Source organism: Pseudomonas sp. MYb193, from assembly GCF_002966775.1.
GTDB classification, from domain to species: Bacteria; Pseudomonadota; Gammaproteobacteria; order Pseudomonadales; family Pseudomonadaceae; genus Aquipseudomonas; species Aquipseudomonas paracarnis.
This window is the reverse complement of sequence record NZ_CP023269.1, coordinates 926,618-946,645: the sequence shown is the minus strand read 5'-3', so window position 1 is coordinate 946,645 and position 20,028 is coordinate 926,618. Positions and strand designations below refer to the sequence as shown.

Below are 20,028 nucleotides of genomic sequence, written 5' to 3'. Positions count from 1 at the left end.
TGGTAAGAGTTATTTGCCGGCGGCGGCTCCGAGGTCTGGTGGCCTGGACGGGGACATCTCCCCAGGCTCCCACCAGAAGCTTTGCCCGAAATCTTTCTGGGCGCGCCGCTCCATCCTGCTCAGGTAGCCAGGCGAGAAGTACTCCTGCATCTGGTGGAAAATCATGTGATCGGTGGCTGCCTTGGTGTACCAAAGGTTAGCGCCAGGAATATGCCCTTTGCCCAGCTGTAGCAGGCGCGCCCCAATGCTTGAGGGGTCCTTATCATCAAGCACGGCGTTGGCGGTCATCCCGCGCAGGTTGAGCAGCGTTTCCACGTCACCAGCGAACGGCCCGCCGAAAGCCGCCAGCGCGGACGTGCCGCCCTGCGTGGTGTTGGAGAACAGAAAGTCACCGTATAGCGACAACGCGCCACCTTTGAGCATGGCTGCCATGCCAAAACGAAGCCCCGGTATCCCGCCCAATTCGTCGTCCGCCATGTTCTTGGGGTCTCGTCCGCTCGCAATCTCGTTAAGTTGCAGCGCCATGGCGCCCAGGACGGTGGTGGTGGCGAACAGTGCGGCGGTGTATCCGGCCTTCCCCCACCCTGTTTCCTGTGCCAGTGCGCGCTTGAAGTGCTTGGAAATCATTGATACGGAGAAGGACTTGAACTGCCAGAAATTGCGCATCAGCTCCCCACTCCACTCCCCGCGCTTGTTGTTGCCGTGCATAAAGGCGCGCTCGCGGGCTCCCGGCGCGGGTATTGCCATGCTCGTCTCATCGAGGACGACGCCTAGCAGCTTGGTGGCTGCCTGCTCCCTAAGTCTGCTGGCAGACACGCCAAGCTTGCCAACCAGCGGCGCCAGGTCGGCGTCAGCAATGCGGTAGATGCTGCCGGCGGTAAGCACTTGGTCGCCGGCGCCGCGCCAATCTTCCGGTTGGGCCAGTCGCCATACCGACCAATCCTGATCGGTGATGCCACGCGACTGCATGATCCTTCGGTCACCGACCTCAAGGGCGGCCAGCGAATCAAAGCGACGGGTAAGATCGCCAGTCACATCCATCATCACGGCGCCGAATGCGCGGCGGTTGCCGCCGTCAATCGCGTTCATGCCGGACAACTGCAGGACTTTGGTCGCCGCCGTCTGCGAATACTTCGCGGCCCGGCCGGCGACCTCGCCCTCAACGCCAAGACCTTCGGTGCCCCATCGGCTCAGACTGCCAATCAGCTGATCGACACCCAAGCCTGCGCGCATGGCTATACGGCGATGACTGGCATCGGCCGGGTTCAGCATCCGCGCTTCGTTGGCGAACACCTTCATCACCGGCATGCCGTTGATCTTGGAAGTAATGGCAATGGTGCCTTGGTCGCTCAGGCCGGTGATCACGGCGGAGCCCAGCTTTCCGGCAACGTTGGTCGCTCGGTAGGTGTCGAAGGTGTTGGCCAGGCGCGCCGATGCTGGCGGTTCGCGAGTGCCGGCCACCTCGGTATACAAGTTCTCCAGGCGGCGAATCTGCTTGCCCAGGGATTTCATTTTTTCGGGTTTGGCTGAAACCGCCTGTTTATAGGCAGTTTCAGTATGGAAGCGCATGGCGTTGTTCGGGTTGGGCCCCAGCGTTTCGACCAAGGCAATATCTCGAGCTGCACGGTCGATGTGTCCGAACATGAGATCCATCAACCCACGATCACCATACTTTTCTTGGGCGGCCATGTAAGCATCAGAGTCGCGGTAGTGGATCTGGCGTGATTCGCTGCCACGGTTTGCGCGCGCTCCGCCACCGGTTATCGTCCCTGGTGTGATCTTGTTGACGCCGCCGGTAGATACTGTCTCCCAGGCATGACCGAAGAACTCGTTCAATTCAACGTCGGTCATGCGGCTGCCGTCTTCGTTGAGATACTTGGAACGATTGGCCCAGGCCACGTGATCGTTAATCCAGGCGTCCTTATTGCGGGCTACCTTCAACTGGCTATGGCTGCGCGGGATCGCCCAGTCATCGAGCCGGCCAACATCACCACCAGCACGGTTAAACCGCTGACGAAGTCGTTCAACCACATCATGGAACTGCTTGGCGGCCACCTTCGCCTCTGGAACTCCGCTGTTCTCCCCGTGTAATTCCTGCACAAGTGAACGGGCCTTTTCCGCGTCGGCGAATAGACCCAGCATCTTGCCCCTGGTGAAGTCGATAGCATCAAGCATGCTTCCCATGGCTTCGGCGCGAATTCCGTTCGTTGCCGATTCAATCGAGAATATGCCGGGGCCATCTGAAGAAAACGCCAGCATGCGATCAAGCGCCAGCAACGGGTCATCGGGGAATTGCTTCATGTAGTTGGCTACGCGGTCATGCGCCAGGATGGTCAGCCCCACGCGCTGCTTGCTCTTTGCCGCCTCGGCGCGCAGTTCCTTGGCCGCACTTTGCGCCGCCTGGGTCAGACGATCAGCCGCAGTTAACGACTGCCACGCGGGATCGGTCTGGGCAAGCTGGCGCATGTTCCGTGATATGCGGGCCTGGATATCTTTTATTTCTGGCTGGTTGAGCGTGCGGCCGATGGCCTGTTGAACCGCCTGGATACATTGCTGTTTCATCAGTTACCAAACCTCAGCGCGCACAAGGCGGCAGCAAGAAACCCTTTCGAGTCGTTTTCGGCGCGGGCGATGTTGCCATCTGCCTCAGCCAGCATTTCACGGGCGGACACGGTGACCGCTGAACCGTCTTCATTGAATGCTCCGGTCGGTACCTGTACGTCACGCTCGCCAGAAACAATGGAGTCAATGAGCGCCGGCAAGGCGGTATCGATATCGGCAAGGGGATCAGCGGCAGCCGATGAAGGCTCCCGAATCTGCTCTGGACTTGGTGCTGGCGCTTCTTGTGTTGGCTGGCCTTGTTGCTCGGTATCTACGCGCGCGCCCTCTGGTTGAACGGAAAGATCCGGTGGCGCAGTTGAATCAGGATCCCTTGGAGCTTCGCTATCGGATCGGGCAGTCGCAGAAGGTGCACCTGCATCAATGTTGCGGGATGGGTTTACCTTGATGTCGTCAACGATGTGCCCACCTTCCCGTAACAGTCGCTCCATTTCTTTGCCGGCAGCGCGCATCAGTGTCGCGCCATGGTCGGGGGAAACACTGCTGGCCAGGGCTGTACGCTTAAATGCGCTGCCGATCTGCTCGGCGCGCTCGTTGACCTTGCTCGCGAAACGGTCCGGCACCTGGCCACGATCCATAGCAGCAAGGTCAGCACCGGCCCGGGCGGCTGCGCGGTTGCCATCAAGCGCTTGGTTTATCTCGCCGATGCGGCCTTGTGCGGCTTGTCGCTGTACTGCAATGCCGTCCCGTGCTGCGCGTTCTGCCTGCTTGCGGCTCATGCCCTGGCGCTGGAAAGACTTAGCCGATTCGCGATAAGTGCCATCTAGACCATCAACAGTTTTTTGCAGGGTGCCCAGTTCGGTGCGCAGATCCCGCACATTCGGCAGGCCGGTCGCAGCGACGGGCTCAAGTTCGGCGCGGGCGGCTGCGAACACCTCTTGCTCGGCCTGCTGGCGTATCACCTCTCGACGCGGTCCGATCTGGTCGGTTTTGATAAACATCGCATCATCCGCAATGCCGCCAAGGTTGACGGGCTCACCGCGACCAAGCTGGGCGATGGCTTGGTCCAGCGCAGCCTGGTGCGCGATGCTTGATCGTGCATCGACCGGCGCACCGGGGGCGGTGCCGTGCTGATGGTGGAGCCCGTTGTTCGCGGTCAAGGCTGCGTCAGCCTCTCCCGCCGAGACGCCGCGGGTCATCGCCCGGCCAGCGCCCCAAAATAGACCACCCAGTAAACCGTCAACGGCCAGTCCGGTCGCATCCAACGCTTTGTATTGCTGGGCCTGCTGCGTATACCCATTCTTCTCCAGCACTGCCCCAACACCGCCACGGGCAGCAATACCCAGGCCCACGTTGGCGCCGGCAGTTGCGGCAAGATCGACCGTTGGAGCGCTGAACAGGCGGGCGGCGGGCAGGAAGGCACCGACGCCGATCACGCCGCCCTCTATCGCACCAGCAATCGCGGCCGTTTTGGTATCAACACCCTGGCCTTTCAGCTCGGTAAATCGCTGTTCGCCCATCGATGAGCCAGCAGTCAGTGCGCCAACGGGCATACCGCCCGAGGCAAGGCCAAAGGCAAATCGGGAACCGGCATCGCCAAGGCCAAACAGAACCTGGGCCGCCGTGCCGCTGGTAGCCGCATCGGGCCGCATCCGCTCTGTCAGCTCGTTTCGCATATCGCCAATGTGTTCTCGGCGGGCAAGGTTGTCCTCGTCGCTTTCAATGTTGAGCGAAATCATCTGCGTAGGGTCGTTGCCGTACTGGGCCGCCTGCAACGTCAACTGAGCAAGGCCCTGGCCGATACCGCTGAACAGCGCAGTTCCTGATCCATCCCAAAATCCGGGTTCCGGAAGAGTGGTAGCAGGGTTGGCCAGCGAATCCTGCTCAAGCGTGCGCTGGTCGCTGAATGCCAGATCGCCGATAAGGCTCATTGTGCGTCCTCATTGACGTTGACCATTAACGGCTTACCGTCTGTGCCGTACTTGAACTGCTGACCCTGCATGACGTAGTAGATGCCGTCCTTGTACTGACGCAGTGTCAGGGCATCAGCGGTGGCAATATCCGCCTCGCTCATACCCTGCGCTTTCATAGTACCTACCAACCGCTCGGCGGCCATGTCGCGGAAGGTGTGACCGGGCATTCCCCACGGCGCCAGGGTTTCACCGCCATTGAAGTCGACAACCTCCCCCACTGATGCCTTGATCGCCTGACGCAGCAGGCTGCGGTCAACTTCTCCGGAGACGTTCCCTTTTTCAGCAGCTGCACCGGTGTAGTAGGACTTCACAGCCTGGGCCGCAAGCTGATAAGACTGTGGCTGACCGGCGAAAACGTTGCCCAGTTGCTTGTTAAGTTCCAGCTGAAAATCCGCCTGTTTTGGCAGTGGAAAAGATGCGCCTTTTCCGTCCGCCCCTTTTTCCGTCTTTGATTTGTTTAGGATGGACTCACCCAGGGCCATGGTCTTGGCCACATCCCCGCTTGTGACAACGTCGTCGGGCCTGAACCAATTGGTGTTTGTGATCATGGAGCGCTGCTTGCCAGCCAGTAGGCCGGTAAGTGCGCGTATCGGTGAGTCAGGGGCGATCTGCTGCATTGCGCCGGAGTAGGCTTTGTCATCGCCCATGGCGCTGTGCAGCGTTGCAAACAGTTGGCTCTGCTGTTCCGGCGTCATCTCCGCGAGCTGGGCGCTGATCTGCTTGGCCTCTTGCGGCAGGAGAGGCTTCATTGCCACGGTCGATCCGAACTTCTGCTGCATTCCCTGAATGGCCGATACTCGATCAGTTAGCACTGCCCCAAGATCAGGCGAATTCAGGTCTATCGGGGTGATATCACCGCCCAGGCGCTGTTGGAAATAATCGACTGGTGACTCGCTCATCATCTTCGCCGAGGCATCGACAGCGCGGGACAGCCGGTTCAGGTTCGCGGCATCCGCAATGGTGCCACCGTCATTTTGGAGTTTGGCGGTTTTGGAGTTGATCGCAGCTATTTGCTGGTCAATGGGGAGTCGGAGGATTTTTTGCGTGTCCACCTCCTGCTTGATCAATTCATTGAACTCGGTCTGGGCAGGCGTGCCACGGACCTGGCTCCCCCACTGCTTCCACATTTCGTCGGTGGCCGGAATACCGCTGGATATCTGGGCGTTGATCTTCCCCAGCGTCCGTTCGGCCTTGGCCTCATTACGCAACTGGGCCATCTCGGCTTTTTGCTGCAACCGGTCAACCTTGCCCTCAATCATGCCGCCAACCCGCACCAGGTCATCGGCAGTCATGGACCCCTCGAACTGCTTTAGGCTCTTTTGCGCCTCATAAGGGTTGTCGGTTGCCTGGCGCTGCAGCACGTCGGAGACAAGCGAGCTGTTGTATTTCAGCTTCTCGGCCTGGGCCGCTTCAGGCGAAAGGCCCAGCCGTTCGGCGCGACTGGACAAAACCGCGTCCACCTTCTGCCGGTACTGCGCAACCTTGGTCGGATCCTGATATTCCAGCGCTGCGCCCTGCATGGATGTTTCGAGCTGAGCCTTTTCGACCTGCCCGTAATAGTTCTGGCGCTCGCCGTACTCGTAGCGGTTCAGGTCATTGGACAGGGAGTTGCGCCGGCTGTTCACGATCTGCGCATACCTGGCCTTCTGCTGATCGTTGGTCAGGGTTTTGGCAATCTCTGCCTGGGCCTTTTCGAACTGGTCCAGGGTCTGGTTGGTAACATCCAGCGCATTCTGGCCTTTGCGTGTGTAGGCGCCGTTCTCGCCGTACATGGTCTGCTGCTGCCACTTGGTGAGCTGATTATCAGCATCCATCAGCAGTGCGGTGTCGGCCTTCTCACGCTCTTTGTCCATGAGCATCTGCGCGCCGCGACCAACCGACTGCAATCCCTGGGCAATCGAGGTGGTATCAGGGGCCACGCCCTGCAACTGAATGGGCCGGGTTGGCTGCTGCTGGACCTGCGCCGTGTCGTATGTCGGTACCCGTGGCATTAGCGAGCCCCCGCGAATGAACCGAATGCACCACCGATGCCGCCGAGGATTGAGCCCATGGCGGCGGTCTTACCGTTTTGCACGGTCTGGTTGGCGTTGAGCAAGTCTTGCTTGGCCTGCACGCGGTAGCCGTATGCTTCGCGGGCGGCGTTGTTCTGGATCGTCAGGGCGTCCAGCTCGCCGAGCATGGCGGTGTCGTCCTGCATCTGTGCAGAACTGCCGCTGTTCACGTCGATCCCGTTGGCGGCCTGCACGCTTCGCTGGGTGCCGACTGCCTGGCCGGTGCGCACGCGCTGCCAATCCGCCGAGGTGTTGCCGGCGTTGATCGTTTCGTCAGCAGTTTGTCGCTTGAACGCGGCGTTCTGCTCCATCATTCCAGACTGGAACTGTGCGTTTTGCTTCTGGCCCTGGGCCTGCATCATGCTGCCGGCCAATCCAATGGCGACGGGTATCAATGCCATCCAGCACATGGTTATTCCTCTCGGTTCAGGGTGAAGGGATAGAACGGCAGGCGCTTAGGCCCATACGGGACGGCCTCGCCGAAGTCGAAGCCCAGCCATTTCAGCCAGCGAATGGCCGATGTGTTGCGGGCGTCGACGTAGTTGATGAGGTGGCGGTGGCGGGTCAGCATCCCTTGCACCTCGGGCTTGCAGACCTTGAGAAAGGCGCGGGCGTGGCGCTCGACGTGGCTGGTGCTGATCAGCCAGGGCACGCCGACCGATCCAAGAAGGCTGTGCACAGCATCCCCAAACACGGCGACGATGTGACCGTTGACCACGATCTTGCGGGCGTTGAGGCTGTCGTTGATGCCGGACAGCAACTCACGCTCCAGGGATACGCCGAGACCTTCGACAATCTCGTCGATATCGGCCTGGCGCACGTCGCGCATGATCGCCGGGATATCGTCGGGATCAATGGGCAAAACGTCAGCGACCGCCAATGGTCACCTCCGGGATCACCGCCAGCACGGATAGCGGTAAAGGATCGGCCTGCCGGATAAACACCCGGCCCTTGCCCTGCCAGTTGTTGGAGATAGAGATTTCCGCTTGGCCGGTTAGCAGCTCGATAGGCGACTCATAGTCATCCCGGTCAGTCTTATGTGGGTACAGGTGGTTTTTGTCATTACCAGCGAAGATGCCCCGTGACTCCTCGACAATTACGGTCAAGCTGGTGACGGCAATCTTCTTGTCCAGCGCTGTCTCGTTGGCGTTTTTCAGCTCAAGGTCGAGGGTTTCCATGTCAGATATGTATTGCAGCCCTACATGGGCAATGCCCGCGGCTTCCTGCAACGCAACGGAACCGCCCGTAACCACGCGCTGGGGGTGCACGCTGCCGTCTGCCAGGATTGAAACGGTCTTACCCTCTAGGTGGCCAAGGCCGGACAGCGTTTTGACCTGGCGAGCCCAGGCAGATACGGCCACACCGCGCAACGATACCGGGCAGATGATCAGCAGCTTGACCGTGACTACGCTGGCGCTGGTGTAGCCGACCACTTCAACCCGCACAATTTCTGTTGCCGGGTCGCCGTTCTCGTCGATCACCTGACGCTTCAACGAGTAGTCGACGCCGACACTACCGGCCGTGAATGGGGTGTGCCCCGCCGCCGTCATGGTGACGACCTCGGGAAACTGCCAGGTTGTGCCACCGGACAAGGTGAAGGTCTTGGCGGCGTCGGTGTTGCGCCCGTCGTAGGTCAGGCCGCAATCAACAAAGAAAGCATCCTCAATGCTGGTTATCTGGCGGCTTTCCATGCGCTCGATGTAGCGCTTCTGCACGCCGTTGATGTTGCGGCGCACCACCATGTACAGCACGTCTTCCTGGCCTTCCGGGATGCATGCGATGGACTCGACGAAGCCGTCAGTGTCGTGCCAGTGCCAGCCCACCAGCTGCTGTTCGGGAACGTAGGTCAACCCCAGCAGCATGCCGTCATCCCGCACATACCAGACAATCGAGTCGGGCACCTTCTGGTAAGCGACGTTCGTCAGCTCCTTGCCCTTGAACAGGTGTGCACTGAATAGCGTCAGGTCATCAGCGGCAAAGCCATCAGCATTCAGGGAGTAACCGAACGATGACACACGGTTACCACGCGCCTGGACGTACACGGCACTGTTACCCACCACTACGGGCGGAACGATGGCGGTACCGTCATAGCCCTCTGGAACGGCCTGCACGGTCTTTGCCGACAAACCTGTGTCACCGCCCGAAATAGTGAACTCTGCGCCCGTGGTGAGCGCCAGCAGCTTGCGCAGCCCCAGCAGATGGCGAACCCGGTTCACCTTGTTACTGCTCAAAGTGAAGGTGATCGCATCATCGTCCTTGTTCGGGACGGAATATCCGAAGTTCTTGAACAGGCCGGTCTTGCTCGTCCACACGGTCTGTGGCTGCAAATTGCTACCGGCGAATATCAGGCGTTGCTGGTAATACACCACGGCGCCCGGGTAGTTGCCGACGCCAACAAAAGGGTCATTTCCATTCGGTGGTGTGTCGGTTTTGACGGCCGTGATGTTCTGGTCCGTGAAGGTGGTGCCGGTGGCGCGCCCAATGAACCCGTATATTCCGGCGCCGGCGTTGTCCTTGTAGATGATGTAGTACGTAGCACCGGTGACGGCGGGCCAGGTGATGGTTGCCGAGGCAACATCTGTGTGGGTCGTGACGGAGTTGGACGTTGCGGGCAGGGACTCATCCAGGGTGTTGCCGTCATCCAGCACAGCCGTGACCTGGTAGCGCCAGGTTTGCGCCGTGCCAGTGCCGCCACCGCTTACCGCCGTGGCAGATGCCGGAGCGGCAATGCGCGGGGCCAGGTTGATTTCGGCGGTGGTCCAGTTGTCGTGGGCCAGGCGGTTCAGTTCACGCGGCTTGTACCCTGGCTGCGCGAACGTCATCACGTCGGCGGACTGGGTGTAATTCAGCGACGCCAAGTCATTCTGCGTGTATGGCATGGCCAGTTCGAAGGGCGTGCCGATGTTGGGGCCGGCGCTGTACAGCACCTGGCCACCGTCCTTGATAACCCGCATGTTCAAGTCGCCAAACGCCAGGACGTAGGTCTGCACGTCGTTGAACTGGAACGGAACCAGCCGGCAAAGCTTGGTCGAATCCTTGACCTCGGCCACCAGGCGCGTCCCAGCGCGGTTACGCACGCCACCGTAGGGCATGACCATGAAGTTGCGGCACAGCTTGAGGCCCGTGTAATAGCGGGCAATGTCGGTACGGGCGCTGGCAGACGGCGACAGTTCGCCCGCCGCGAAGGTCGGTTGGAGTATTCCGCTCATGCTCGCACCGTAATAAATTCGGATTCAGGCTCTGGATCGTCCTGGGATTCCTCCAAAGCGGAACCCTCAGCGATGGTCAGCGCCATTTGGTATTGCTGGGCAGCGAACTGCTGCAGGTCAGGCTTGGAACTGAGCGGCAAAGCCAGGTCCATCGCCAGGCGCCAGGCCAGCGCGTCGGCAAATTGAGGGTCGAAGAACGTGGAGTCCTCGACCTTGAAGGTGAAGCGGCACGCAGCCTCTGGCTGATCGGTGTGAATCACCCGGCCGCCTGCGTCGTAACCAATTCTGTAGGGGATCTGCATATCGCTGGTGAGCGAGCGGCGAAACCCTGGCTGTACGATGTCACGCACTTGCAGGCAGTCGGCCGGGTACCGATAACGGTAGGCCCAGCCAGGAGCAGGGTTGCCCAGGCTTGCCAGTGCAACTACAGATTCCGCGAATGGCCAGGGAAACGCCTGCAACACCAGCTCACGCAGCGGGGCATAGAACACACGGCATAGTTCGGCCGCCTTGCTCTTTTCCGTGAACGAAACGATGGGCTGCGTGTGTGCAACACGCGACAGCGCGATGTTGCAAATCTCTACGTCGCTGGACATTCGGGAACCTCAGAAAAAGAAAAGGGCCCTGAAGGGCCCAGAGGGTTTGTTGCTGGTGATCAGGCGTCTGGCAGTCCGTTGCCGTTGGTGTTGTCCTGATCTTCGTCATCAGCGCCCTGCTGGATGGTTGGCTGTGCGACTGAGCCACCAGCATTCAGGCGGGCGGCTTCCGCTTCCGCTTCCGCCTTGCTGCCGATGAACTCGCCAACCCGCTGGTCCTTGTCATCCTTGATCACGAACTTGCCAGCAGCGCCACGGGCAGCAACGTAGCCCAGACCCAAATCATCAGCGCCCTGCTGGATGGTTGGAGCCTTTGCTGCACCCGCAATCTTCAGGTTTCCGCCGGGGCTGTCGATTTCCAGCACCAGTGTTTCGCCCGGCTCATAGAGACGACCGTTGATAAACGACCGCTCAAGCACTTCATAGCGCTTAGGCATTGGTCTGCACTCCAGCAACGATGCCGGCGGTTACCTTGCCCAGTGTTGGGGCGGTGCCAGTCACGGTGTAATTGAGGCGCAGGAAGCGTTCGGTTTTCTGCGGCAGGGTAATAACCGGGGTCTGGTAACCCAGTTTCAGGTCGGCCAGCGGGACCACCACCGAATACAGTGAGCGGGCCGAGGAAAAGGCCGAGTTGTCATCAGTCTGTAGCTCGATGGTGAGGCTGGTCAGGGTGTTGAACGCTTCAACAACCTGAATGACCAAGGGAATATCACCGGCGCGGCCTACGTCCTTGTTGTCGCCACGGTCGATAACGTCGGTCGAAGCTGCGGAGGCGGTGATTGCCTGGGCGCTCGACATGAGCAGCTTTGCGTCGAAAAGCATGATGGTTTCTCCAATATGGGGGAGGAAACCACGCAGTCGTTAGACTACGCGGGCTTCAGTGTTCAGCAGCGCGTCGACGCGCTTGATTGGGATACCCAGGAATTCGGGGATCTTCTTACCGGCGTATTCACCGATGGTCAGGTTCACGTTCTTGGAGTTCATGGCCTGCAGGTGCAGGAAGGTTTGCAGGGTGCGGTTGGCATAAATGACCGTGCGGCCTTCGCCCTGCATTGGGTTTTCCAGCAGGTAATAGGCCTTGATCATCAGCTCGATGAGCTTGGAGCCAGTGGCGCCGTCTGCGGTCAATGTGCTGACGTCGATGTTCGCTACGCGGGCATTGGCGCGCCAGTCACGCACCGACATACCAATGTCCCACTTGAAGTGGTCGCGATAGGCCTGGTACTCGCCGCCAACCGCATCCTTTACGGTGTCCTCACCCAAGTTGCGGTGCTGGAAGCCGGCCACGCTGCCTTTCGGATACAGCAGGTGAGTGGTCATCTCGCCCCAGGTAACGAACCAGAGCGATGCGTTGGTGGAGCCAGTGCCGCCAGCATCAATGATGTTTGCGCCAGACTCGGCCGACTTGTCGTTGTAGCGCGGCGAGAGACCCAGGAACGCTTCAGGCTCGGAGCTGGTGTTGCCGTAGAACATGTAGCGCGCGGCCTTGTTGTTGAAGCCTTGCAGCTTGGCAACGTTCTCGGACACGCGGAAACCATCAGCATTGCCGGACAGATCGGCCAGGGCCTTATCGACCAAGCCATAGTCTTCCATCATGCCGGTGGTATCGAGAACCGGAACAGTGGTGGACTTGCTTGGCTGAATGCCCTTGTTGAAGAGGCGCCATGTTGGCTCAGGGATACCCGAACGCATGGTGGTCTTGTGCTTGGAGCCGTCGTTGCACTCCTGGTACTCGGCATCCATGAGGATATCGTTCTGCTTGGCCATCAGCTCGACGATCTTCATGATCTTTTTCTGGCTGTCTTCCCGGCTGAACTTATCCAGCAAGGTCGGCATGGTGGAGGTCAAAATGCCCATCTGTGTATCTCCTACGGTTGGTCAGGGCCTTACTTGAAGGCGTCGATGATGCTCATTTCTTTTGGTGCATTGGTCTGGCTGCCGGGCATGACGAACTTGTCTTCCGAGATAGCCGCGCTGATGCGGTGGCAGAACTTGAACAGCGCCGGGTGGTTGCCCAGCCCGGAGGTATTCAGCAACTCGGTCAATGCCGGGTCACCGAAGGACTGAATGACCTTGATCGCGCTGGCTACGCTCTTGTCATAGTTCTCACCGCCAATTTCAGGGTCGCTCTTGATTTCTGCGGCCCAGTCCTTGGCCTGCTTGGTGACAGCGGCTTGGTATGCCTCGGCCTGCTTGTTCGCCAGTTGCGATTGGAAGTCGATGAGTTGCTGGGCCTTGGCCTGCGGGATGTTCAGTTCCTTGGCCAGGTTCTTGAACTCGCCCAGGATTTCCACATCCATCTCCATGCCTTCTGGCAGGGTGAAGTCCTCATAGGCTTCCGGGGCGCCGTTTGGCTTGTCCTTGCCATCAGCATCCTTGCTTTCGTCCTTGGGCTTGTCCGCGTCTTCGGGCTTGGCGTCATCCGGCTTCGGTGCTTGAGCATCTGTAGGAGCGGGCGGGGTCAGTACCGAGCTGTCAGCCGCTGGGGCCGGGGCTTCCGCTGTGGGAGCGGGAGCCGATACATCACCACCACCGCCACCGCCCGCATCAACCTCGCTCATGTACACGCGGCCAAGCAGCTTCATCATCAAAGGGCTCATTCATCTGTCTCCTGGGGTTGTTCAGCAATCGGCTTTGGCGCGTTCTCGGCAGCCATGACCGCGTACAGCGATGGGGTCAGGTCGTTGACCTGGCTCAAAAGAAGAAGGCCAACATTGCGTTGGCCTTCGTTGAAGTTCGTGATTGCGTCGGTGGGGCCTATTGAGCCCTGGAAAATCCTGCAATGACCCAGGGTTCGCCACATGAAGCGGCGCCCGCGGCTGTCATCCATCAGCCACTTGAAGTCGGCGATGTCCTGCAGTTCCTGCTCGGTGGGCTCCTGTCGTTCGGTCATCACATCGCCCCTACAAGCGCGGTTAGGGCGTTATCCCCTCCCGTGTCGGTCTGGCTAAGCGCCTGGGCGCCCTGGATGACGCTGCCCAGCTCCTGTTGCATCTGTTGGCTTTGTTGCGCCTGGGCGCGCTGCTCGCGGATCTGAGCAACCATGTCATCAGCCCGTACCAGCGTTGGGGGCACGCCGATCAGTTCAAAGTATTGGCGCATGGCTTCATCGGAATCGAGCAGGTCCAGCGCTTCGGTGCTTTGGGTGACGGTTGCCACGGTGCCGGCGAACCCGATAGCTCGTTCAATGCTGGATACGCCGATGGCCTTCTGTGCCTGGGCCAGGATGCTGGTGAACTCAATGCGCAGATCCATGTTCGCCAGTTCTTTCGGCGGCGGCGGCAACAGTGGTGCACCCGGCAACATGCCGGTCCAGCGTGGGATCGACTGTTCCAGCATCTGGTTGAAATACATATCGACCAGAGGGTCTAACAGGTCATCTGTCTGGCGCTCCAGCACTGGGCCGAGCATCAGCAGCTTCTCTTCCTTGCGGGTGGCAATCTCGTAAGCGGTGCGCACGCTGTCCATTTGACTGATCATCAGGAACAGATCGACAAAGAACGCGGTGTCAATGATCGAGCTGTCAGCGGCAATCTCGCCACGCAATTGGCCGAGCCAGGCAGGCTGAACCTCATACAGCGGTGCGAACTTAGCGCCCACCTGCATATCGTTCAGGTAGGTGATGCTGCCCGGTAGGATCGAGGCGCGTTGATTCTTGAGGCTGGCCGGCGCACCCATTGGCGGGCGCACGCCCTTCTCCAGCAGTTCGGCCTTGCGGCGCTCCATCAACTGAATGGCCTTGGTGGTGCCGATGCACATCGATCCAGGACCGGTTCCATACACATCCTCGCCCAGCACGTCCCAGCGCGGTGCCATTACCGGGAACACCTTGAAACCGGACTCACGCAGCATCGAATCCTTGTCGCCGCTCTTTTCCCAGTACACCGACCGGAACGGCATGTTGGTGTTGTCCTTGCGCCCCTTCTCGCGGGTGTCATTGGGTTCGATACCGTGGCAGATATCAACCCAGGCGTCCGGCTTACTGGTCAGCAGGTTGCGCGCCGTGGTGCTCATCTTGTCTTTGCCGAACTGCTGTTCCATCTGGCGGGCAGTCATGCGGAAGTCGCGGTAGAGCGTGTCCACCTGGTTGCGGCTGTTGTTGGCGAGCATGTAACTGCCGATAGCCAGTGGGTAAGAGCGCAACAAATCGCTGTCGTCCGGCATCACCACCATAGGCGCGGTGCCGAAAATGCCTTCTTCGCTGTACCGGTTGGGCAGAACGCTGTACAGGTTCGACCTGGCCATGACTTCGCGCATCGACTTCTCGGCCGCGTACAGCCAATCCTTGACCGGGCCGTACTCCATCAGGCCAGGATCTGGCGTACCGAACTTCACCCAGGGCGATGCAGGGTTGGTCATGCCAGTGTGCATACCGGCGCCAAGCGTGCGAGACGCAAACGTCGCTTGCGGGTTAATAATCTTCTGATCTCGGCGCTTGCCGTCGTTGGTGTCCGTGTTGTACCAGCGGCCAGAGCGCGGGCTGATGAAGTCGCCCAGCTCTTTCCAGTCAGGCAGCCAGTTGCTGTCGCGCTCGCTCTTGAGAGCGGTGTAGCGCTTCTCGCAGCGTTCGCGCAGGGAGTCAGCCAACTTACACCCCCAACAGCGTTTTCTGGCCGGTGTTGGCACCGCCAAGCACGCCAGACGAACCGGTCAATATGGTGCCGTTCTGGCCGGATTGGGCCAGGCGGCGCTTGCGTTCAGCTTCTACAGCGGCCTGCACTGAGTCGCTGGAGGTGGTGGGCGCAGCACCTGGGGATGTTGAGCCCGCTGCTTCGGCCGCTGCCTTTGCCGCTGCCTTCTCCCGCTCGGCCTTGTTGAACATGCCGGTGTTCTCGCCAAACATGTTCGGCAAGCCCATCCCTTCAAGCAGGACGTCACCGCCCCGCAATGGGTCGAGCTTGACCACCTTGTTCACAAGTTTTTTGATTCCGCTTCCACACATGGTCAGTTACTCGCGTAAGGGTCGTATTCGGATTCAAGGCCGTTGTTGCTGGTCCCTGAACCGCCGTATTCGTTGTATTGGCTCTTCATCACTGGCATGGCGTAGGTCAGCGCCAGGGCGTCGCCGTCGTCCGTAGAGATACCCAGGCGCTTCTTGATGTCGTCCTTCTTCTCCAGGGCGATCTGGTCGCTGGAGTTGTGCGTGTACATCGGCGAGGTCAGCTCGGCCTCTAGCTCTTCGTTGCTATCAATGGCCAGGCCCGCACGTAATGCCTCGCGCATCTGCCACCACATATAGGTGCGCATGTTTGCGTAGTGCCGGTCTGGCGCCCTGCTGGCGAAGTTGACATCGATGATGACGATGCCCGGCAACAGGCGGCGCAGTTGGTCAGCGACTGGACCACCAACGCCGGTAGCGTCAACGAAAACCGCGTCCGGGCGATGCTCCATCACCACCGTGCACACCTTGGCGATGAACACCGTGGTGTTGCGGGTTTCGCTGCCCGGGATCTTGATTGGCTTGATGGACTTAGCGTCCAGGCCACGCCGGAACCTGATCACGTTGTTGTCAGCGCCGCCCCGGGCGATGTCGATACCGCAGACCAGGGCGTCATCCATGCCATAGACCGCCTCGCGCTTCATCGCGTCGGCAACCCAGTCAGTCGGGATCAGTTGCAATTCAGAAGCCCTCGGGAACATGCCGCGTACACGGATGCGGAAAAAGTCGCTGTCTTCGCCGTAGTCCTGCTGCCACTTGGCGATTTGCGTTTTGTTGGTGCCTTCAACCGTGCGGCTATCAACCTGGCGGTGCCCCCAGCGGTGTTTGTACCGTGTGAAGCAAGCCCGGAACCGGCCGGTGGTCTTAGTCGGGTTGCCGAAGGCCGCCCAAATGATTTCGGTGTTCTCGTCGGTAAGTGCACCTTCGGCCACCTCCCACACCAGGTCGGCGATGGCTGATGCCTCGTCGAACACCAGCAGAAGGCGCTTGCCCTCGTTGTGCAGGCCGGCGAATGCCTCGGTGTTGCTCTCCGACCAGGGCACCGCGTCCACACGCCAGTTCTTTTCATGCTCCGGGTCAGTGCTGATCAGCGCTGTGGCCGTGATGCGGAACCAATGAGACGTGATGGAAAGCCGGTTCCACTTCGCCACCTCGGGCCAGGTCTTGGTCCTGAGCTGGGTTTCAGTGTTGGCAGTGACAACGCCACGCGCATCTACGCAGGTATCCACGGTCCACTTGATCAGCCAGGACACCAGGGCAGACTTGCCGATGCCGTGGCCGCTGGCCGTGGCTTCGTGGATTACCTCGCCCAGATCCTTGGCGCCGGCGCGTAGCTTCTTGCCGATTGAGTCGAGGACTTCAATCTGCCAATCACGCGGGCCGGTCTTGTTCGCTAGCTCGGTGCCAGGCTCGCCCCATGGGAAGGCGTACCAAACGTATCCAAGCGGGTCTTGAGCAAATGACAGGATGTCCTCGACTAACTGCTGCTCAAGGTCAACCGTTGCTGGCTCGCTCACGTGCTTTAGCCATCCGCTCAGAAAGGGTGTGGGTTACGTTTACTTCCACCTGTTCACGGAAGGCGCTGACCGCTACGTGCTTGCCGAGCAGTTCCAGGTTCTTGACCTTGTCCGGCCACTTGATCTTTTTCATCAGGCCGACCATCGATCGATCTTCGCCTGAACCTTCGAACATCTCGGCGATATCGAAGCCGACCAGATACTGGCGCCAACCCTTCGGCCATTCCGACAAAGGCTTGAAGCTCATGTCATCGCGCAGGATGTCCAGCACGTCGAGTTGATCAATCTCGACCAGGCGATTCAGTACGTAGTCAGCATTGATCTGCACACGCTTGCTGCGAGAATCCATCGCTTCCTTGATGGCCTGGGCAATTTGAGGTTTTTTCAGGTTCTCATCGCCTATCTGACCGGCCGTCCTTTTGCTGTACCCGGCCCTGATAGCGGCCTGGGTTGCGTTGAGGTCAATCAAGTACTCATCAACGAATAGGCGCTGTTTTTGTGTCAGTGCCATGGGAATCCTTACTCGCCAGCCAGTTCAGGCTTTTCAGTAGAGGGATCACCCTCCACGACCGGAGCAGTCACAACAGGGACAACCTTGAGCCATTCGAATGAACCGAAGATGGCTACAACTGCGCCGCCATCGCCAATAAGGCGAAGATCTTCACCCTGCACGAACGTTGCAGCCATTACTTCATGCACTTCGCCTGCGGACTTGACGCGGTACTTAATCATTGGGTGCCTCCCTTCTGGCAAATGTTGGCGATGTAGTCCTGCAAGCCAGTCAAGGCGATGATGGCTTCGTCACCATCGGCTGGGATGGCGACAATTCGTTCAGCAGTCGCTGGGTCAAGTTCGGCTCGCGCTTCTGCATCATCCAGGCTGGTGGCGGCGGTGGCGGTTCGCACTGCGGGACAGGTGGCCTTGACGGACAACCGGCGAGCGCCAGTAGCGACAGCAGCACGAAGCTGGTTGTTAGTGGTCTGCGCATCGGTCAGGGCCTTTGTGTGTTCGGTGTCGAGCTGGGCCAGCAGGCGCTGGGTGTTGCGCCGTGACTCAGCCGCCCGCTCAAGGGTGTCAATGCGATCCTTCGCAACGGCCATGTCCTTGGCCTGTCCTTGGATGTGGCTCCATCCGCCATAGATCAGCACCAGACATGCAGCGAGTGCGACAATGAGGTAGCGGATCATGGCGGGATTCCTCAGACGAACTTAGAGGTTCGGGTGTTGATGATGCCCAGGTACAGCACCATCGCATCAGCCTGCATCTTGAGCAGTTGCTGCTCGTCCTCAGGCAGGCCGGCGTACAGATCGGTGTGCAGGAACGCTTCCAGCTTCTGGATGCGGTCGGCCAGTTGCTCACGTTCGGCGATCACGCGTTGCTGGTGCGGTGGCATGTGCCCGACGTGACCGATAGCGACGTTGGATTCTTCGAACTGAGCTTTGGGGCACCAGCTGGTGTAACCGTCGCTGTATTTCACTGTGTAGCCTTCGCGGCCATCAGCGTGAGCCTGGGCCCAATCCATAACGATCTTGGTGCCGACGTAGTGCTCGGTCATTTCGATTGCTCCTGCGCAGCTTGGTGCAATTGCTGCTTGAGCGCGTAGCCCATCAGCGGCCAAACCTTGGCGACAGCGTTGTCACGGGCGATCTTGCGGCCCACTTCGGTGTCGAAGTTCTCCGGACTGGCGCAAGCGCTCTCACCGGTGACAGTGAAGCCGTTACGCAGCACTAGGACGCAGAAGGTGAGCAGGCCCAGGGATTCGATACTGCGCGGAACCTCCCAATCAGGGCTGATCACCTCGACGCGCACGTCGTCGTTGTTCTTGTAAGCGCCCAGTACGCCATCCACGGCAGTGAAGTAGTGCTCACTGGCAATGTTGGCCTGCAGGTCGGCAGGGGTGACACGCGGTGCGGTCAAGCCTTTGGCCTGGATTTCCTGTTCGATTGCTTGGTCGTTCACGGTGGTTGCCTCGGGGGTTGAGGGATTCATTGCGCAGCCATGCACTTCTCGTGACGCTCTAACTGGCGAGTCCAGACGCCGGCGCACCGCTTGTTACCTGGTGTGGAGCAGTCGAAGCCCGCGGCGAAGCGGTACTTGAGCAGATCATTGCAAGCCTGGGCGTAGTTGCCGGCCAGCAGGTCACGGCGCGGCGAACCCTTGAGCCAGGTGCCAATGCCGTACTGGCCCACGAAGTCCATGTAGATATCGAACTCGGCCTGGTGCAGCTTCACGCCTGGGAGGGATGCGGTGAATTGCTTCTCTGCGTGGCTGTTCAGGTTGCGGGCCAGGACTTCGGCGCGGGCCGGGGTGATGGTGTCGCCCATGCGGACTGGCGAACCGTCTTCATAGCGGGTTGAGCCGTGGCCGATGGTGGGAACGTCGCCCTTGGTGGGGATCACGGCGACAGGGGTAAACCCTTCGCTTGCCTGCCAGGTGGCAAAGCCGGCGGCGCTGATACTGAGCAAGCCCACAGCAATGCGCTGACGCAGTAGCGGGCTCACAACTTGCACTGCTCGCGCATCACACGGATGCGCTCTTGGCTTTCGATGGTCTCCCGGCGATCACGGCGGATCTGGAAGTAAGCGCTTATCACCAGGCCCAGCACCGCTACCAGCACGCCAGATAGGCCAATCCAGTTCACCTGGGAAAGCCAGCCCGCAACCCCTGTCACCGTTCCTACGACCAAACCTTTGTTGGCAACAGGAATAATCACAGCCTCTACGATGCTCTCGGGCGATGGGTTGGCCATGTTTCTACTCCTGTCCAGGGCTGCCATACGGGCCTCCAGATACGAAAAAGCCCAGCGCGATGGCTGGGCTATGAGGACGGCAAATACCTGCGCGTCAGATGGTTTGGCTAAAAACTTCAGGGGGGTCTTGCTGATATTCCAGCTTGAAACCCTGCTCAGGCCCGGTCAGGTGACTGGCGTAGATCGGCACGCCGGCGAACTCTTTGGGCCGTGTCAGGCCGTGATCAACAATCAGGTGGGCGATTTCGGTATCGGCATGCAGTGCAGCCCAGCTATCGCCATACAGCACGGCCTTGACGACTTTGCGGTCATGTCTCGCCGACATTTCCAGGGCGGCGAACAACAGAGTGGCGATTGATTCGCTCATCGCGACTACCTCAAACATTGAAAATGATGAATTGCGAACACAAAAAAGCCCGACTCAATGGCCAGGCT

At 59.8% G+C, this 20,028-nt stretch carries 23 protein-coding genes; all 23 read right to left on the bottom strand.

Annotated elements, in window-relative coordinates:
• Window positions 1-9: 9 nt before the first annotated feature.
• Window positions 10-2,562: a hypothetical protein gene (locus tag CLM72_RS04390; RefSeq protein WP_105225744.1), complete on the bottom strand. Its 2,553-nt coding sequence runs from the start codon at window positions 2,560-2,562 to the stop codon at window positions 10-12.
• Window positions 2,562-4,490, bottom strand: coding sequence for a hypothetical protein (locus CLM72_RS04385; RefSeq protein ID WP_105225743.1), 1,929 nt, complete (start codon window positions 4,488-4,490; stop codon window positions 2,562-2,564). Before CLM72_RS04385 ends, CLM72_RS04390 begins: the two co-directional genes overlap by 1 nt.
• Window positions 4,487-6,523, bottom strand: coding sequence for a hypothetical protein (locus tag CLM72_RS29025; RefSeq protein ID WP_177430926.1), 2,037 nt, complete (start codon window positions 6,521-6,523; stop codon window positions 4,487-4,489). Before CLM72_RS29025 ends, CLM72_RS04385 begins: the two co-directional genes overlap by 4 nt.
• The gene (locus CLM72_RS04375; protein WP_158688678.1) at window positions 6,523-6,984 is read right to left on the bottom strand and encodes a hypothetical protein; all 462 of its coding nucleotides are present in this window, start codon (window positions 6,982-6,984) and stop codon (window positions 6,523-6,525) included. Before CLM72_RS04375 ends, CLM72_RS29025 begins: the two co-directional genes overlap by 1 nt.
• A gap of 11 nt (window positions 6,985-6,995) precedes the next feature.
• A complete protein-coding gene (locus tag CLM72_RS04370) occupies window positions 6,996-7,463 on the bottom strand; it encodes a phage protein Gp13 family protein (RefSeq protein WP_105225741.1) in 468 nt (155 codons plus the stop codon).
• Complete coding sequence (locus CLM72_RS04365; protein ID WP_105225740.1) at window positions 7,450-9,792, bottom strand: hypothetical protein; 2,343 nt, start codon at window positions 9,790-9,792, stop codon at window positions 7,450-7,452. The genes CLM72_RS04370 and CLM72_RS04365 overlap by 14 nt, the downstream gene beginning before the upstream one ends.
• Window positions 9,789-10,388: a hypothetical protein gene (locus tag CLM72_RS04360; RefSeq protein ID WP_105225739.1), complete on the bottom strand. Its 600-nt coding sequence runs from the start codon at window positions 10,386-10,388 to the stop codon at window positions 9,789-9,791. The genes CLM72_RS04365 and CLM72_RS04360 overlap by 4 nt, the downstream gene beginning before the upstream one ends.
• A gap of 59 nt (window positions 10,389-10,447) precedes the next feature.
• Window positions 10,448-10,825 carry a hypothetical protein gene (locus tag CLM72_RS04355; protein ID WP_105225738.1) on the bottom strand — a complete coding sequence of 126 codons (378 nt, stop codon included), beginning with the start codon at window positions 10,823-10,825 and terminating at the stop codon, window positions 10,448-10,450.
• Window positions 10,818-11,210 (bottom strand): Bbp16 family capsid cement protein, encoded by a 393-nt coding sequence (locus CLM72_RS04350; protein WP_044271487.1) that lies wholly within the window; start codon window positions 11,208-11,210, stop codon window positions 10,818-10,820. The genes CLM72_RS04355 and CLM72_RS04350 overlap by 8 nt, the downstream gene beginning before the upstream one ends.
• A gap of 39 nt (window positions 11,211-11,249) precedes the next feature.
• Window positions 11,250-12,245, bottom strand: coding sequence for a major capsid protein (locus CLM72_RS04345; RefSeq protein ID WP_044271485.1), 996 nt, complete (start codon window positions 12,243-12,245; stop codon window positions 11,250-11,252).
• 29 nt (window positions 12,246-12,274) lie between these two features.
• The gene (locus tag CLM72_RS04340; RefSeq protein WP_105225737.1) at window positions 12,275-12,988 is read right to left on the bottom strand and encodes a peptidase; all 714 of its coding nucleotides are present in this window, start codon (window positions 12,986-12,988) and stop codon (window positions 12,275-12,277) included.
• Window positions 12,985-13,281 carry a hypothetical protein gene (locus CLM72_RS04335; RefSeq protein ID WP_060772904.1) on the bottom strand — a complete coding sequence of 99 codons (297 nt, stop codon included), beginning with the start codon at window positions 13,279-13,281 and terminating at the stop codon, window positions 12,985-12,987. The genes CLM72_RS04340 and CLM72_RS04335 overlap by 4 nt, the downstream gene beginning before the upstream one ends.
• Window positions 13,281-14,975 (bottom strand): portal protein, encoded by a 1,695-nt coding sequence (locus CLM72_RS04330; protein WP_158688677.1) that lies wholly within the window; start codon window positions 14,973-14,975, stop codon window positions 13,281-13,283. The genes CLM72_RS04335 and CLM72_RS04330 overlap by 1 nt, the downstream gene beginning before the upstream one ends.
• 1 nt (window position 14,976) lies before the next feature.
• The gene (locus CLM72_RS04325; protein ID WP_146120431.1) at window positions 14,977-15,303 is read right to left on the bottom strand and encodes a hypothetical protein; all 327 of its coding nucleotides are present in this window, start codon (window positions 15,301-15,303) and stop codon (window positions 14,977-14,979) included.
• Window positions 15,304-15,332: 29 nt separating this feature from the next.
• Window positions 15,333-16,844, bottom strand: coding sequence for a terminase (locus tag CLM72_RS04320; RefSeq protein ID WP_105225734.1), 1,512 nt, complete (start codon window positions 16,842-16,844; stop codon window positions 15,333-15,335).
• Complete coding sequence (locus tag CLM72_RS04315) at window positions 16,822-17,355, bottom strand: terminase small subunit (protein WP_060772908.1); 534 nt, start codon at window positions 17,353-17,355, stop codon at window positions 16,822-16,824. The genes CLM72_RS04320 and CLM72_RS04315 overlap by 23 nt, the downstream gene beginning before the upstream one ends.
• Before the next feature lie 8 nt (window positions 17,356-17,363).
• Window positions 17,364-17,576: a hypothetical protein gene (locus CLM72_RS04310; protein WP_105225733.1), complete on the bottom strand. Its 213-nt coding sequence runs from the start codon at window positions 17,574-17,576 to the stop codon at window positions 17,364-17,366.
• On the bottom strand, window positions 17,573-18,031 hold the full coding sequence (locus tag CLM72_RS04305) for a lysis system i-spanin subunit Rz (RefSeq protein WP_105225732.1): 459 nt from the start codon (window positions 18,029-18,031) through the stop codon (window positions 17,573-17,575). The genes CLM72_RS04310 and CLM72_RS04305 overlap by 4 nt, the downstream gene beginning before the upstream one ends.
• Before the next feature lie 11 nt (window positions 18,032-18,042).
• Window positions 18,043-18,399 carry a hypothetical protein gene (locus CLM72_RS04300; protein ID WP_105225731.1) on the bottom strand — a complete coding sequence of 119 codons (357 nt, stop codon included), beginning with the start codon at window positions 18,397-18,399 and terminating at the stop codon, window positions 18,043-18,045.
• On the bottom strand, window positions 18,396-18,803 hold the full coding sequence (locus CLM72_RS04295) for a Gp49 family protein (protein ID WP_105229076.1): 408 nt from the start codon (window positions 18,801-18,803) through the stop codon (window positions 18,396-18,398). The genes CLM72_RS04300 and CLM72_RS04295 overlap by 4 nt, the downstream gene beginning before the upstream one ends.
• 26 nt (window positions 18,804-18,829) lie before the next feature.
• Complete coding sequence (locus CLM72_RS04290; RefSeq protein ID WP_105225730.1) at window positions 18,830-19,345, bottom strand: glycoside hydrolase family protein; 516 nt, start codon at window positions 19,343-19,345, stop codon at window positions 18,830-18,832.
• Window positions 19,342-19,593 carry a holin gene (locus tag CLM72_RS04285; protein WP_057700687.1) on the bottom strand — a complete coding sequence of 84 codons (252 nt, stop codon included), beginning with the start codon at window positions 19,591-19,593 and terminating at the stop codon, window positions 19,342-19,344. The genes CLM72_RS04290 and CLM72_RS04285 overlap by 4 nt, the downstream gene beginning before the upstream one ends.
• A gap of 94 nt (window positions 19,594-19,687) precedes the next feature.
• Window positions 19,688-19,960 carry a hypothetical protein gene (locus CLM72_RS04280; RefSeq protein WP_105225729.1) on the bottom strand — a complete coding sequence of 91 codons (273 nt, stop codon included), beginning with the start codon at window positions 19,958-19,960 and terminating at the stop codon, window positions 19,688-19,690.
• Window positions 19,961-20,028 lie beyond the last annotated feature (68 nt).